16 protein-coding genes are annotated in these 15,502 nt (G+C 42.3%); 5 read left to right on the top strand and 11 right to left on the bottom strand.

Annotated features, from left to right (window positions below):
* Nucleotides 1-46: 46 nt before the first annotated feature.
* Together BM378_RS08490 and yghU are read right to left on the bottom strand one after the other, a co-directional pair.
* Nucleotides 47-1,345: an MFS transporter gene (locus tag BM378_RS08490; protein WP_036966882.1), complete on the bottom strand. Its 1,299-nt coding sequence runs from the start codon at nt 1,343-1,345 to the stop codon at nt 47-49.
* 55 nt (nt 1,346-1,400) lie between these two features.
* A complete protein-coding gene (gene yghU / locus BM378_RS08485) occupies nt 1,401-2,240 on the bottom strand; it encodes a glutathione-dependent disulfide-bond oxidoreductase (RefSeq protein ID WP_074988974.1) in 840 nt (279 codons plus the stop codon).
* A gap of 178 nt (nt 2,241-2,418) precedes the next feature.
* Here yghU and BM378_RS08480 point away from each other — a divergent pair, with 178 nt between their 5' ends.
* Nucleotides 2,419-2,814: a SpoIIAA family protein gene (locus tag BM378_RS08480; protein ID WP_036966888.1), complete on the top strand. Its 396-nt coding sequence runs from the start codon at nt 2,419-2,421 to the stop codon at nt 2,812-2,814.
* Nucleotides 2,801-3,820, top strand: a complete 1,020-nt coding sequence (locus BM378_RS08475) for an endonuclease/exonuclease/phosphatase family protein (RefSeq protein WP_036966891.1) — start codon at nt 2,801-2,803, stop codon at nt 3,818-3,820. Before BM378_RS08480 ends, BM378_RS08475 begins: the two co-directional genes overlap by 14 nt.
* An 18-nt stretch (nt 3,821-3,838) precedes the next feature.
* On the opposite strand, the gene BM378_RS08470 is transcribed toward BM378_RS08475, so the two are convergent.
* Nucleotides 3,839-4,423 carry a rhomboid family intramembrane serine protease gene (locus BM378_RS08470; protein ID WP_036966894.1) on the bottom strand — a complete coding sequence of 195 codons (585 nt, stop codon included), beginning with the start codon at nt 4,421-4,423 and terminating at the stop codon, nt 3,839-3,841.
* A 104-nt stretch (nt 4,424-4,527) separates the two neighbouring features.
* Nucleotides 4,528-5,214: a type 1 glutamine amidotransferase domain-containing protein gene (locus BM378_RS08465; RefSeq protein WP_074988973.1), complete on the bottom strand. Its 687-nt coding sequence runs from the start codon at nt 5,212-5,214 to the stop codon at nt 4,528-4,530.
* Nucleotides 5,215-5,350: 136 nt separating this feature from the next.
* Between BM378_RS08465 and BM378_RS08460 the strand changes: the two genes are divergently transcribed.
* Nucleotides 5,351-6,262, top strand: coding sequence for a LysR family transcriptional regulator (locus tag BM378_RS08460; protein WP_074988972.1), 912 nt, complete (start codon nt 5,351-5,353; stop codon nt 6,260-6,262).
* 10 nt (nt 6,263-6,272) lie between these two features.
* Here BM378_RS08460 and BM378_RS08455 read toward each other — a convergent pair whose 3' ends face one another.
* The 6 genes from BM378_RS08455 to BM378_RS08430 all read right to left on the bottom strand — a co-directional run bounded on the left by BM378_RS08455 (nt 6,273) and on the right by BM378_RS08430 (nt 13,457).
* Nucleotides 6,273-7,010 (bottom strand): dienelactone hydrolase family protein, encoded by a 738-nt coding sequence (locus tag BM378_RS08455; protein WP_074988971.1) that lies wholly within the window; start codon nt 7,008-7,010, stop codon nt 6,273-6,275.
* A gap of 87 nt (nt 7,011-7,097) precedes the next feature.
* Complete coding sequence (locus BM378_RS08450; RefSeq protein ID WP_074988970.1) at nt 7,098-8,327, bottom strand: glycerophosphodiester phosphodiesterase family protein; 1,230 nt, start codon at nt 8,325-8,327, stop codon at nt 7,098-7,100.
* A 38-nt stretch (nt 8,328-8,365) separates the two neighbouring features.
* Complete coding sequence (locus BM378_RS08445; protein WP_074988969.1) at nt 8,366-9,220, bottom strand: carboxylate/amino acid/amine transporter; 855 nt, start codon at nt 9,218-9,220, stop codon at nt 8,366-8,368.
* Between the two features lie 98 nt (nt 9,221-9,318).
* Complete coding sequence (locus tag BM378_RS08440; RefSeq protein WP_074988968.1) at nt 9,319-10,746, bottom strand: amidohydrolase family protein; 1,428 nt, start codon at nt 10,744-10,746, stop codon at nt 9,319-9,321.
* Nucleotides 10,747-10,893: 147 nt separating this feature from the next.
* On the bottom strand, nt 10,894-13,032 hold the full coding sequence (locus BM378_RS08435; protein ID WP_074988967.1) for a M3 family metallopeptidase: 2,139 nt from the start codon (nt 13,030-13,032) through the stop codon (nt 10,894-10,896).
* A gap of 215 nt (nt 13,033-13,247) precedes the next feature.
* Nucleotides 13,248-13,457 (bottom strand): hypothetical protein, encoded by a 210-nt coding sequence (locus tag BM378_RS08430; protein ID WP_036966917.1) that lies wholly within the window; start codon nt 13,455-13,457, stop codon nt 13,248-13,250.
* 183 nt (nt 13,458-13,640) lie between these two features.
* Here BM378_RS08430 and BM378_RS08425 point away from each other — a divergent pair, with 183 nt between their 5' ends.
* Complete coding sequence (locus BM378_RS08425) at nt 13,641-14,510, top strand: mechanosensitive ion channel family protein (protein ID WP_036966919.1); 870 nt, start codon at nt 13,641-13,643, stop codon at nt 14,508-14,510.
* Nucleotides 14,511-14,540: 30 nt separating this feature from the next.
* Here the strand turns inward: BM378_RS08425 and BM378_RS08420 are convergent, their stop codons facing one another.
* Nucleotides 14,541-15,089 (bottom strand): HdeD family acid-resistance protein, encoded by a 549-nt coding sequence (locus tag BM378_RS08420; RefSeq protein WP_036966921.1) that lies wholly within the window; start codon nt 15,087-15,089, stop codon nt 14,541-14,543.
* A gap of 198 nt (nt 15,090-15,287) precedes the next feature.
* Here BM378_RS08420 and BM378_RS08415 point away from each other — a divergent pair.
* Nucleotides 15,288-15,502: transposase family protein (locus tag BM378_RS08415; protein WP_143104577.1), on the top strand; the 215-nt coding region annotated here is incomplete at its 3' end.

The following is a 15,502-nucleotide window of genomic DNA, read 5'->3' as shown; positions in this document are numbered from 1 at the left end:
TATGTAATAAAAACGGCATGATTATGCGTTTTTTTTGAGGCGGGGTCTAGGCATCAGGTAAAAACCAAGCACTGATAGCGCCAGCAATACCCAGCACACTGTAAAATAGAATCAGCTCTGCGGTGCTTAAATACGCATTTAATAAGCCAACACTCCCAAGTGCCAATAATATAAGACCGATCACCGTATTACTCACCGATACATAATCGGTTCGTTTGTTGCCTTCAGCCATATCTACCAAGTACGTTTTACGACCAAGACGAACTCCCTGATGAGCAACAGTGAGCAAAAAATAACATAACGGGAGAAGCCAAAACTCACGGAGGGTTGCAGGGCTAAAGTGTGCGATTAAATAAACGGCTAAGCCATTGAGAGTGACTAACATGGCTGCAAAAATTAAAACGCGTCGACTTGATAGGTCACTCAACCTACCCCAAATGGGTGCTGACACGAGACTTGCAAGCCCAGAAAGGGCCATAAAAGTAGCAAGCAAAGAAAAATCAAAAGCTTGTTCGCTGGCTAAAACAATATAAAAAGGAGCGCTAAGTGCAGAGCAAAGCAATAAAGCACGCGTAACAATGAAGTGGGCAAATTGTTTATCTTCGTACAGTAGCTTTAGTTTCTTAAACGCATGCAATAAACCATTTTTAGCTCCTTCAGTCGCTCCTTCATATTCTTTGATGCGACTGTAGCTCAGGGCAGCAAATATCCACATGAGGGCTGCCAGCATCAACGCAACATAAACACCATTTTCGTAGCCTAACGTTTGTAAATACCATAAGCCTAAACCAAACGTAAGTGTCGCAAAGCCTGCAAAACTGGCGGCAAGACCACTAATGTTGCCACGTTGCTGTTTGGGAATCACTTTTCCAAGTACATCTTTAGCGGCGATAGAGTTAAAGCCCCGAGCAAGGCTAAACACAACTAAAAGAGTGAGAATGGCATACCCGGCACTGCTTCCTGTTAGGGTTAATGCGGTAATGAGCATTGCTACAATGCATAATGCTTGCACAATGGCGCCGACAACCCACACCCACTTGCGTACTTTAAGTTGGCGGATAACGTTGGCAATAGCAAGTTGCGGCAACATTGAGCCAGACTCTCTAATAGGAACCAGCCACGCAATGAAGCTGCTGGGCACATTAATGCTGTGTAATAACCAAGGCAAGGTTACTTTTGGGTTGAGCAGAGCATCGGCAAATTTACTAAAAAGTTGACTCACTAAAAGGGTAATAAAGTTACCTGGCACAACCTTACACGCGGCCTCATCAATGGCCTTGCAGGCGCGCGCGTCTTCGGTATTGCTGAGTCTTTGATAGATGTCTTCTTTACTGAGCTTTTTCATCTTTGAATCGGATAGAGGAATTTATGTAGCAAAGGGCTGCTTAGCAGCCCCACTGTTAAAAATCGTTCTTACTGTGGCGTTCTACAAGTTGCTCAGCTTCATCACCCCACGTACGATTTACACGGCGACCTCGTTTAACTGCAGGGCGACGTTCAATTTGTTTTGCCCAGCGTAATACATGGCTGTATGACTCAACATCTAAAAACTCAGCAGCGTCGTATAAATAACCCAGTACCAAACTGCCGTACCATGGCCAAATAGCAATATCGGCAATGGAGTATTCGCTACCAGCCATGTAATCATGATCACTTAAGTGACGATTTAATACATCTAACTGGCGCTTTACTTCCATGGTGAAACGGTCAATAGGGTATTGCATTTTAAACGGTGCATAACTGTAAAAATGGCCAAAACCACCGCCTAAGTAGGGTGCTGAACCCATTTGCCAAAATAACCAATTACGACACTCTGTTTTACTGGTATGGTCGCTGGGAATAAGCGCATCAAACTTTTCTGCTAAATACTGTAAAATAGCGCCCGATTCAAATACGCGGGTAACTGGCGTGGTGCTATGATCCATTAAGGCTGGAATTTTTGAATTCGGGTTGACACTAACAAAGCCAGAAGAGAATTGATCGCCATCCGCTATTTTAATTAAGAACGCATCATAATCAGCGTCGTCGATACCAAGCTCTAATAGCTCTTCGAGCATAATTGTCACTTTTTGACCGTTTGGTGTCGCAAGTGAGTACAGCTGCAAAGCATGCTTACCAACAGGTAAGTCTTGTTCATGGGTTGCACCCGCTACAGGACGGTTTGTTTTAGCCCATTCACCCCCATTTTCAGCGTCCCATTGCCACACTTTAGGTGGCGTATAACTGTCGATATTACTCATTGAAACTCCCTAAATTGTGCTTTAATGAATGTTGTTACGAGATTACCATCCTAGTTGATCAACCTAGTCAAGGGAAGTAGAGTTAGAAAATAGCATTATTACTGAGTGTAATAAGTACCTAAGTAATTAAATTGAAAGTAATTTAATACCGAAGTCGACGACTGTTAAGGAGCATGAGATGAAAAAACATGGTTTGGCCATTGGTTTAGAGCGCATAGGTAGTACCTTTTACCTTACTTTTAAAGTCGTTGGTAAGCTTACCCACGCTGATTACGAAACGCTCACCCCTTTAGTGGATAATGCACTTAAAGCAGTGCCTCGCGCAAAAATTAGAGCATATGTAGATATTACAGAACTGGAAGGGTGGGAATTACAAGCGGCTTGGGATGACTTTAAATTAGGGCTGAAACACAACAAGGAATTTTGTCGTGTTGCGGTACTGGGTAATAAAAAGTGGCAAAAAGTAGCCAGCAAAGTGGGTAATTGGTTCACAACGGGTGAAGTGAAGTATTTTGAAGATGCAATAATTGCAACCGAATGGTTGCACGAAAAGGTAATCAGTGACAGCAACTAATCAATTAAAGGTAGCGACATTTAATTTATACAATTATTTAGCACCCCCCGATGCGTTTTATGATTTTCAGCGTATTTATAGTGCTGAGCAATGGGCTAAGAAGCAGCGTTGGTTGGCTGATTATCTTCACAATCAGCAACCGGATATTATTGGCTTTCAAGAAGTGTTTAGTATTGATGCATTAAAACAGCAAGTGAACGATGCAGGCTATGCGCACTTTGCGGTGGTTGATGAGCCGAGCGTTATCGATGAATTTATATATCGAGACCCGGTTGTTGCAATTGCTTCTCGCTATAAAATTATGGCTTTAACTGAGGTTGAACCCGACCCTCACTATGCACAGCAAATGGGGCTTGTTGGGGAGTTTTGTTACAGTCGTCGGATTATTCGCGCCACGATAGATGTGCCACATATTGGTTATGTCGATTGTTATGTTGTGCATTTTAAATCAAAGCGTAGCCTGCTTAATAGCGTTGAAGATAACAGCAAAACCGAGGAGCAAAATCTGCTTTTGCAGCTAAAAGACCAAGTAGCAGGGCGCTGGGCGTCAAGCATACAAAGGGGCAGTGAAGCGGCGTTATTATTAATTGAAATTATCAATCGCAGATCACAGACAGACAATCCTGTTATTGTGATGGGAGATTTTAATAATGAACTGCATGATGGCGTGCTGAACCATTTAATTACTGACTCATTGCGATTCACCGCTAGTCGACATAGCAAGGCGTTTACCGCCAAGTATGCGCTGCAAGATAGTTGGCAACTTTATCAACGCCATGTTGTAACGGACAATGAGAGAGAGGCAACCCATTACTTTGGTAGCAGCAGTTCGGTGTTTGATTACATTTTGCTTTCTAGAGAATTTGATGCAGGCTTTCAAGGTAGCTTCTACGAAGTCATTGACTATCACACCTATGATCAGCACTTAATCAATCCACAATTTGCCTATGACGACCAAAGCACCGACCATGGTGTGGTAATGGTTACATTAGCATTAAGGAGTTAAATTCATAACTCCTCAAAATTATCGAAGATGCTGTTTGTCTCGCTTTGCAAAGAGATAACCGATAAATGCACCGCTAATAGCGCCGAACAAGTGGCTTTCGAACGAGATATGAATACGCTGCGGGAATACACCCCAAATTAAGCCACTATAAAGTATGACGACAGCAATACTGATGAGAATCGCTTTGAATGAGCGATGCATAATACCATAGCAAATTAAGTAGCCCCACAAGCCATAAATTACGCCACTTAAGCCCACATGTATATTGCTGCGGCCAAATATCCACACTAACAATCCTCCAAGCAATGCAGTACTGACAAATACCAGCCAAAAGCGTTTTACACTGTATTGACATACTAACCATGCGAGAATCGCAAAGGGCACTAAATTACTAAAAAGGTGTGCCCAGCCACCGTGTAAAAAGGGGGCAAAAAATATGCCTGAAAGGCCCGATAGTTGGCGAGGCAAGATACCTAAGTCATTAAGGTTTATACCGGGCAGTGTATTGATAATTTGTAGTACAAGACACAGTAGCATTATGCCCAGAATAGCGAACCGTTTACTGCTGATAGGGGGAAGTTTAGTAGCTGATTTTTCAGTCATGGTTGAAGGCTCTTAAATCAATTCGACTGAATCAGTATAACGTATTAAGAGTGAAGGTAAACACCTTGTTTTGCAAGGTGTTTACTGGTTGTTATCTCGCGTTTTTAGCCAAGTTTAGTAAGTAGTTTTTTAGCTGCAAGTTCTGAGCTTGCTGGGTTTTGACCGGTGATCAATAACCCATCTTCGATAGCCAGCACGCCCCAGTCATCGGTTTTTTGGTACTGACCACCTTGTTTAATGAGTTCATCTTCAACAAGAAGTGGTACAACATTCGTTAGTTGTACAGCCTCTTCTTCAGAGTTACTGAACCCCGTCACTTTTTTGTCAAACACTACCGACTTACCCTCGGCATTTTTGGCATTTAATAAGACGGCACTGGCATGGCATACCGCACCAACAGGCTTATTAGAGTTTAAAAACTGTTCAATTAAACGAATAGAGTCTTGGTTATCAACTAAATCCCACAGCGGACCATGGCCGCCTGGGTAAAATACAGCGTCGAATTCATCGGCATTCATTTCGCTCAACGGTTTGCTGTTTGCCATTAAGGTTTTTGCGGCACTGTCTTCTTCAAAACGTTTAGTTGCCTCTGTTGCAGCATCAGGAGCGGCACTATTTGGGTCTACAGGCGGTTGCCCCCCTTTCACTGATGCTAATGTAACGTCAACGCCTGCATCAATAAAGGCATAATAAGGGGCTGCAAATTCTTCTACCCAAAACCCTGTTTTATGACCCGTGTCACCTAATTCATCGTGTGAAGTAAGTACCATTAAGATTTTCTTCGCTGACATAATTAATCCTCGTTAATTGTTTAATGAATAGCGTTGATATCACTATAGGGGTTAAAGCTAAGTTTAACAACGCAGATAAAATTGACTTCATTGGTTTAATTATTGATACAATCGAGCGAGATTTTAGGAGAATGCCATGAATGTATCGTTTGAACAGTTAAAAAGTATGGTGGTATTTGCACATATTGTGCAGCAGGGGAGTTTAACGAAGGCAGCTGAGCAACTGGGTCTTTCGCGCGCTGTGGTGAGTTATCATTTAAAGAAACTAGAGCAGCAATTACAGCTTACCTTATTAAACCGCTCAACGCGTACAATGACCTTAACAGAAGCGGGTAAAGTTTATTATGAGCGTTGCCACGCAATTGCTGAACATGCCCAAGCGGCTAATTTGCATCTAGAAAACTTAAAAAATGAGCCTGTCGGGGTGATCAAGCTCAGTTGCCCAGTGAATGCTGGTTTGCAGCTTATTGTGCCTGCGCTTGCACAATTTAAACGCTTGTATCCAAAAATCGATATTGATCTGCAACTAAGCGATGACGTTGTCGATATTATTAAAGAGGGGATAGATTTAGCGATCCGAGGTATTGCGCTTACTGATTCAAGTTTACAAGCAACTAAATTGGCAACAATGAAAACGTGTATATGTGGCTCTGTTGATTATTTTGCCAAGCACCCAGTGCCCGAAAGCGTAGATGATTTAGCGAACCATACTTGGGTTGTTTATCAGCGAAGTAGCGCCACACTGAGCCTAGAAAAAGATAAGCGTCGCTTTGATGTTTCCCTTAAAGGCGGGATTAGCACTAATAATGCCGCAGCGCGCACAGCATTTGTTGAAGCGGGGCATGGTCTTGCAAAAATCCCTGTTTACGACGCGTGGCCTAAAGTAAAAGCTGGGCTTTTACGTACCGTGCTTGATGAGTATAAATCGGCTGATATTGAATTGTATGGTGTCTTCCCGCCGGGGGCTGCGGGAAGCAAAAAATTGCGAGTATTGCTTGATTTCTTAAAGGATTATTTTGCTAATCAAGTTGCCACGATGGGTATTTAAGCAAGCAGGGTTAACGCAAAGTACGATTAAACAATGCAACAGCTTGTTGGTACATAGTTAAAGCGAGAGCTGGGTCGTAACGATCTCCCTCATCGCGCATAAATGCATGTTGTGCTTTAACTTCTTGCCACTGGTAATTAATTCCGGTAGCAACGGCTTGTTGGTAAATTTTAAGGCGGCCTTCTTTAGGTACATGTGGGTCTTGTTTGCCCCAAATAAAGTGAATTTCTCCTTGTATATCTGCCATGCGCTCAAACGAGTTATTGCCTGATTGTGCGGGCAATGTGTCACTGTGTATGTCTGTTGCATATAAACAAAATGCGGCTTTGATATCAGGATTGAGTGCGGCACGATAAGCAAGGTGACCACCAATACATACACCCATCGCTCCCACATAGCCTGTGCAATACGCTTGCGCGCGGGCAAATGCGATAAGGGCTGTGGTATCCGTATCGTGGCTTTCAAGTGGTTTAGCCCATTTGTCGGCATTGCCTTTATCTTTGCCTTCATCATCGTAGGCAAGTACCGTGCCGAGCGGGTTTAACTCATGAAAAACCTCAGGCACTAATACGATAAAACCATGGCCTGCGAGCATAGCGGCAGAGCGTGCAATGGGGGCTGTTTCTTGAAAAATTTCAGAGTAGAAAATAATACATGGAAATTGGCCTTCGACAGCTGGGCGGTAAATGCTGGTTCGCATCAGACCTGTTGGGGTATCTATGTCGTGGCTATGGTGTTGAATAATCATGTTAATCCTCTAAAAACGGTTTAACCAATAATACCTCAGCCCCACCTTTTGGACGAGTAAAAGCCCTTGAAATTTATTGATGCTCAGCTAATTCTCTGAGGCAGGGTACTGCATACAGCTTGCGTAATAGGTAAGAGTAGCAGGCCAATCAGAGAAAATAGCCATCACTCCCACTTGCTTAGCAAGGACGTCTATCACAGTCATCATTTGCCCATCTTGTTTAATCACAGGGGCAATCGACTGGTAATAATATCCACCACCATTATTTAATGGGCCTGAGCGCTCTAAACTCCAAGTAATGATGTTCAGTCCGGCTTGTTTAGCTTTAGTAGCATACAGCGATGGCACGATTTTACCTGACTGATCAAGGCTTAAAAGCATCCACATTGGTGGTGCAATAATGCGTACACCATCGTCATACAGAGCCTGCATTGATGGCTGCCAGCTTGTTTCATCCATAGCATTAAAGTGTGCTTGCTCATCTCGGCCATCAAGGTAAATACTGTTGTTTGCAAATTCAGGGTGATTGTTTAGCCAATACTTCACATCGTTAAGATTAAATGATTGCGGATAAACATCTTGGCTATTCACGCCTAAGGCCTGATATTCATCTAGCAATTTTTGCGCATAATCTTGCTGGCTAAAACCATCAAAGGGCATGCTAACTGCTGGGCTTTTTAGCTCAGGGGTCATTTTCACACCGAGTTCTTTAAACAGCGTAATACTTTGCTGGTGGGTCATTACAGTACCACTGTTTGCATATAAATCAGTGCGCCAGTTTGGCGTCCCTTGCAAATACTCTGCAACCGTTTTTGCGTTTGGATTGGCGCCATCCATTTTTGCTTTTAACGTTAAGAATTCAGCTTGGGTGATATCGCTGGTACAGCATTTAGCCTGAGCAGGTTGGCCATCTTTGGCCGGGGTAAAGGGCTGGCTGCATTTTGCAGCGAGTTCTGGAATAGATAAAATGTTGGTAGTGGTGTGTAAATCACATTGTGAATGACGACACACGAGTTGCTTATCTTTGGTGAAGGCAACGTCACATTCAAGTACGCCAGCCCCCATTCTTGCTGCGGCTAAATATGACTCTTTACTATGCTCAGGAAACTGCATGGGGGCGCCGCGATGACCAATGACAAAATCAGTTTTGTAAAAAGGGCCATTACCGCATGCCGCAAGTTGCTGCTTTAACGGCCCATCAGGCATATTGTCGATTAAATAGTAAGGCCTAGCGCCAACTTGCACTGCCTGCTCCTCTGGCAGACTCTTACAACCTTGAATAATAAAAACTAAACAACATAAAACCAGTGCGCGCATAACAGCATTCCTCTAATCGAATAGAGTTTAGCCTATCATTACTCCATGGCAGTTTTATTAAGTTTCTGATTTATAATAAGTGCTAATAAGATAATCGCCGCGCCGATGGCAAGCTTGGTGATATCGGCATCACGATTCCAAATAACAATATTAACGATGATCCCCGCGGGGATCAGTAAGTTATTCATTACTGCCAGCGCACCAACATTGACGATGGTCGCGCCCTTGTTCCAAGCGAAATAACCAAGCCCTGAAGCAATCGTGCCTAAGTAAATGAGTACGCCCCATTGCATCGTTGTGGTGGGCAGCTTGCTGGTATCGCCAAACAAACCGTAACAAATCAGTGCAACAATTAGGGCACCAATAAAGAACCAAGCAAATACCCGAGAGTGCGGTAGCTGCTCATCTTGCATCAAACGTTTGTAGGTAACTTGCCCGGTAGCAAAACAGATATTGGCAGCCTGAACCATTAACATACCAATGAGGTAGTTCTCATCAACGCCCTCGTAACGTATAGCGACGGCTCCCAAAATAGCCAGCATTGCGGCGAATAAAAATTTGGCATTAAAACGTTTTTCAAGCAAATCGTTTAACAGGGTGATGTAAAGTGGCGTCATAACAGTAAATAGTAGTACCTCGGGCACACTAAGGTACAAAAACGAATGGTAATAAAAGCTGTACATGACACCAAGCTGTACCGCGCCTATTGCCATGAGCTTTAGTGCTAAGGCTTTAGGGGTTTTTCGCCATTGTAAAAAGGGCAAAAACACGCAAGTTGCTAAGCCAATACGCATTAACACACTAAACCATGCATCTACTTGGCCTGCTAAATAAACACCAATAAGACTAAACGAAAAGGCCCAAAGCAGGGTTACAGCAAATAAGTAGGTCATGTTATTCGAGTTATGTGCAAAAAGGGCAGTGTATATGAGATGGCTGAAAATTAAAATTGCCCATGACGGATAATACGCGGTCATGGGCAATGGGGGGGTTAGGGTTGGCTGGCAACAAAGGCTTTTGCTTGTTGCTTTAATAGCTCGAGTGCGTTGCTATCGTAAAACGTGCTGTGCGAGACAACACCACTTAGTGTTTGTGTGTTACGAATATCAATAAGTGGGTTTTCTGAAAGTAAAATGAGATCGGCTACTTTGCCTTCGGTAAGTGCACCGTATTGCTGTTGTTTATTTAAAAACTTAGGCCCCGCAAGAGTTGCAGCTTGCAGTGTTTGCAGCGGTGTTAGGCCATATTCAGTAAAAATACTCAGTTCTTGGTGTAAAGAAAGCCCCGGATAAATATACGAATTTAAAAAGCCTGCATCTGTGCCTGCAATAATACTCACACCTGCTTGCTGCGCGATAGGGAGTAACTGTGCGGTTTTAACAAAACGCTCTTTTCGCTGTTTGATTTGTGCGGGCGTGTCTTTGTTAGCTCTATCGACTCGCCACTGGTAAGTTGCTTTTAAACCCTTACCCAAATAATCTAAAAAAACATCGTCTTGATGATTATCTTCATCAATGTAAGCCGTTATTTTGCCACCAATCAAGGTGGGCACCACTGCGGTGTTATTGTTGGCAAGAACTGTAAATTTCTCAATGGCTGTTGGTTTATCAAACTGCGCGGTGATAATGGGCAGTGCAGTGCTATAACTTAGCTCTTTTGAGGCAACCTTTGCGGAAATATCCGCTTCGTTTTTAGCTGCAGCTTTAAGCATATAGGTCATATGCTCAATCGCATCAAGACCTGCCTTGGAGACATCAGTCACAGACAACGAAAACGGGATATGACCAGAAATTTGATAACCCCGTTTTTTAACCTCTTTTACTGCCTTTAGATAAAGTTCAGGCGTTAAAGCGCTGTCGGTAATTTTGATAAAATCGACGTCCATGCTGTCTAGCAGAACCATTGCAGCATGCATTTCTTCAGTCGTCTCAACTTCTAAGTCGCCGGGCCAAATAGAGCCTTTTCCTTCAAGTTTGGGGCCTGATGTAAAAATAGTCGGGCCGACTAACTGACCTTGTTTGACTTGTTCACGCCAGCTAAGTACAGATTCACTCAAATCAGCCGCAGCATCACGAACGGTTGTTACGCCATAGGCTAAATACAGTGGCAGTAGCTGTTTATTCTCTTCAATAAGCTCATCACCACCGCCAAAATGGACATGCATATCCCAAAGACCCGGCATGACATACTGACCTTTTGCATTTATAAGCGTTGAACTTTGATATTGGGCACTCAGTGGCTGGTTACTGCGTTGTATGATAATGCCATCACGAATAGCCAGTGATTGGTTTGCTGCGATTTCTCCAGTGTGCATATCAATGATCTGAGCGTTATCGATAACAATGTCGGCGTGCTCATCCGGGATTGATGAACATGCAGCTAAAGCTGAGCAAAGTCCTAAAAGTAAAGCGTTTTTCATGTGTGAACTTATGTTTTTCTTTGAGATTAGCAAAAACGAGTTAACTGACAATTGCTTTGAGGTGAATAGGAGTAAAAGCGGGGTGGAAAATCAATTAATACTTAAAAAGTATGAGGGTTACCCCTCATACTCTAAACAACATTGTGATTATTCAACTAAACCACGACGCTTTAATAACGCGTCTGTAGTTGGTTTTTGACCACGGAACTCAATATAGCTTTGCATTAAGTCGCGGCTGTTACCTTTAGATAAAATCTCTTTACGGAAATTGTCACCATTTTCGCGCGTTAAACCACCTTGTTTAGTCATGTGCGCAAACGCATCTGCTGCGAATACTTCAGTCCAAAGATAAGCATAGTAACCTGCTGAGTAACCACCGGCAAAAGTGTGGCTGAAGTAGCAAGATTTATAGCGCGGCGGCACGGGGTAGTACGCAATACCATGTTTGTCTAACGCATCATGTTCAAACTTTTGTACGTCTGTGATATCGGCATCAACACCGAATGAGTGCCATTCCATATCAAGGAGTGCCGCCGCTAAATACTCAGTTGTATCGAAGCCTTGGTTGAACTTTTGTGACTCAAGTACTTTTGCAAGTAACTCTTTTGGAATTGGCTCACCTGTTTTGTAGTGCTTGGCGTAGTTTGCAAGTACTGTCGGTTCAATATTCCAGTCTTCGTTTGCTTGTGAAGGGAATTCAACAAAGTCACGTGCAGTCGCTGTACCCGCTAAGCTTGGGTATTTAACATCAGAGAATAAACCGTGCACAGCATGACCAAATTCGTGGAACATCGTTGTTACTTCAGAGAAAGTCATTAGTGTTGGTTGACCTTCAGCTGGCTTAGGAATGTTCTGTGCGTTGTAGATCACAGGCTTGGTGCCTTTTAAGCCGCTTTGGCTAACATAGGCACTCATCCATGCACCCCCTCGTTTACCTTCACGTGCATAAGGGTCCATATAGAACAGACCGATAGCGCTACCGTCTTCATTGAATACTTCAAACACCATGACGTCTTCGTGATATACAGGCAAATCTTTACGCTCTTTAAACGTAATGCCGTAAAGTTTATTCATCGCAAAGAATAGGCCGTCATGGATCACTGACTGCATTTCAAAGTAAGGCTTAACTAAAGCTGGGTCTAAGTCGTACTTCTGTTGACGAACTTTTTCAGCATAAAACGCCCAGTCCCATGGCTGTAGTGCAAACGTTTCACCTGATTTTTTGATTACTTGCTGGATTTGTTCTGCCTCTGCTTCTGCTTTAGCAACCGCTTTTGGCGCTAAGTCATCAAGGATGCCGTAAACGTTTTCAGTTGTTTGTGCCATACGGTTAGTCATCACATATGAAGCCCAATCTTTATAGCCAAGTAATGCAGCTTTTTCTGCACGTAGCTTGGTTTCTTTAATGATAATAGGGCCGTTTGTTGCTTGCGCACGCGTTGCAGATGTAGTCCAAATTTTTTCACGCAGTTTACGATTTTCAAGGCTTTGTAAGATAGGTTGGCGAGTCGTGTTCACTAGTGTGATCATGTAGCCTTCTTTACCAGCTTTTTTGGCTGCTGCTGCAAGGCTTGCGATTTCGCCTTCTGATAAACCTGCTAACTCGCTTTTATCTTTAACTAAAATCACATCTTCTTTAAATGATTTTAAGATGTTTTGCGAAAACTCAGTTGAAAGCTTGGCAAGCTCTGCGTTTATTTCACGCATTTTTGCTTTTTCAGCTTCAGTTAGTTTTGCACCCGCGTTAACGAATTTTTTGTAGTAGTAATCAACAAGGCGTTGATCTTCTGCATTTAAAGATGTTTTGTTGTCATAAACACTTTGCACACGGGTGAATAGCGCTTTGTTTAAGTAAATGTCATCAGTGTGAGCTGACATAATCGGCGCCATTTTCGCGTCGATACGTTGGTACTCACTATCAGAGATTAAACCCGATAAATTAAAAAATGCCGCAGAAGCGCGGTCTAATAATTCACCCGAGTATTCCATTGCAACAAGGGTATTTTCGAATGTTGCTGGCTCTGGGTTGTTTGCAATCTTTACAATTTCAGCTTTTTGTTGTGCGATCCCTGCTTCAAACGCTGGCTCATAGTCTTTAGCCGAAAGCTTATCAAACTCTGGAGCCATGTACTGTAAAGGGCTTGGCTTAAAAAGAATGTTTTCAACATTAGCTGTTTGTGTTTCAGCGGCTGTTTCAATTTGAGTTTGAGTGTCAGCTTGTTGTGAACTACAAGCAGATAATAAAAGAACACTAGCAATGGTGGTTGCTACTAAGGTTTTACGCATGAGAGCTCCAAAAATGTGGATAAATCTTCTCTAACTTATCAAATTTATAAGTAGAAAGAAGCAAGTTTGTCGCTTTAATAGGTAAGTATGCCGCAAAAAAGAGTGATTCAGGGATGAAGTGTTTAAAAAGCCATCAAATAAAGGTGATGGCTAGCTTAAATTGAAAATGGCGCTGATTGCCAAATTAGATTTTTGTTAGAGTTTACTGGCATTGATCAGTTGTAACCCAAGACAAACTTTTTCTCTGAACCAAAATTTTCTGGCATGGCGTTGCCGAACTCTTTGTTAATTAATGCTAATGAGTGTTCTTGTTCGGCAAGTAAGTTCAAAATGCGGTTACGATACTCTAGACTTGATTCAAAAAGGTTTAAGTCAACGAGTGGCTGTAATGTTGCAAGTTTTTGTGTAAGTGTCATTTGTGACATTGTGCTCTCCTCATGCTATTAAAAGCTTTCACTATGTATATAGCACTTATGGTCTAAAAGAGTTAATAAATAGCGCTTTTTGCGCATAAAGATCTTAGAATTTACTAAGATTTCATCTATTATGCCGTGTTAAACTTAGTGACAACTGAATCAAACACGACTTTTTACTAGGAATGTTCATTTATGACCCTTGCTGATTTGCAATCTGCATTATCGTTTGTTTTGTTTACATATAACGATGTACAAATCACTGTGCTAAAAGTTATTCAAGTACCTTTGGTGCTGTTTTTAATGTGGTTTGTGGTCACATGGATAGGTCGATTAATTAAAAAAGCACTGTTGGCAAAAAACCTAGGGCCAGACACAGTTCATTTATTCACCCGTATTTACCTTGTTGTTACCATCGCAGTGCTTGTGTTTACTTCACTTGAGGTACTGAATATTCCGTTAACGGCATTTGCATTTGTCTCTGGTGCGATAGCCATTGGCGTCGGTTTTGGTGCACAAAATATCATTAACAACTTTATTAGTGGCTGGATACTCATGTGGGAACGCCCGATTAGAATCGGTGACTTCTTAGAAGTGGGTGATGCAAAAGGCGTGGTTGAGACAATTAATACACGTTCAACTCGTATTCGTCGCAATGATGGCGTGCATATGTTGGTACCAAATAGTCAATTGCTCGAAAACACAGTCACTAACTGGACGTTGATTGACCGTAATGCGCGTTCATCGGTAAACGTGGGTGTTGCATATGGCTCTGATGTGGTGTTAGTTGAAAGGCTGATTAAGCAAGTGCTAGATGAGCATCCTGCTATTTTAAAAAAACCAGCCTCGTCAGTATTGTTCGATGATTTTGCTGACAGTTCACTCACGTTTAGTGCAATATTTTGGGTGTGTGCTGAGTCTGAAGCACCGCTTCGTCAGGTACGCAGTGAATTACGCTTTAGCATTTATAAAATTTTTGCTGAGCATAATGTAACGATAGCTTTCCCACAGCGCGATATTCATATTGATGGGCAGATAGCCTTGAAAAGAACACATTCAAAATAACAATAAGAAAAGCGGCATTTGCCGCTTTTTTTACGTTGCCTCATGCAGTTTTTTAAGTTTAAACGACAGAAGCACCATGATGAGTCCAAACACAATTGCATAGCTTGCAACGAGCCATAGTAATGTAATGATGCCGGCACCCGGATTAAACATAAGGTAGCCACCAAAAACAATTGAGATAACCCCACTGCCAATCAAAAGCCATTCATTGCTTATTTCTTTACGTAGCTTACTTGCAATGACAATTTCAATGACACCAATAGCGATAGCCCAAGCTGCAATAAAATAAAGCATTAGAATCGCAGTGACATTAGGGGCAAATAAGGTCACTAAAGCTGCTGCAATAGAAATTAGACCGCCTATGAGGAGCATCCACCATAGCGGGTTATCTTTTTTAGAAGCAAACGCTAACCAGGCTCTAATCGAGCCATCAACAAAAAAGTATGCAGCAAAAATAAACATCAATACGGCGAGGGATGCTTCAGGCGCAAGCCAGCCGCATAAACCAAAAATAATAGCGATAACACCGTGAATGAATAAGGAGGACCAATGTGGAACCAGCGAATTTGAAATGTGCATGATAATTTTCCTTTGCTTAAGTCTCTCTATAACTAACATTTCAGATACAGCTTGCAAAGAAATTTAATTATTTTTTGTACAGTTAATCAGGGCAAGATCGTACTTTTGTTAAATTACTCTGATATCTGATCGATTTAATTCGTTATATTTATCATCATTAGTGTGATCAAATAGTTTTTTTGATGACACGAGTTAATTATGAGTTTTCTAAGCCATTTTTCAGAAGTTACCGATCCCCGCACGCAAATTAATGTTCAACATGACTTTATTGATGTGATATTTCTGACTGTGAGTGCAGTCCTTTCTGGAGCAGAGGGTTGGAGCGATATAGAAGTGTTTGGTCGAGATAAACTTGATTGGTTGCGCCAATACCGTCCCTTTGAAAACGGCATTCCTGTTGACGATACCATTGC

The sequence above is a fragment of the Pseudoalteromonas lipolytica genome, assembly GCF_900116435.1.
GTDB classification, from domain to species: domain Bacteria; phylum Pseudomonadota; class Gammaproteobacteria; order Enterobacterales; family Alteromonadaceae; genus Pseudoalteromonas; species Pseudoalteromonas lipolytica.
This window is presented reverse-complemented; position numbering and strand designations above follow the sequence as displayed.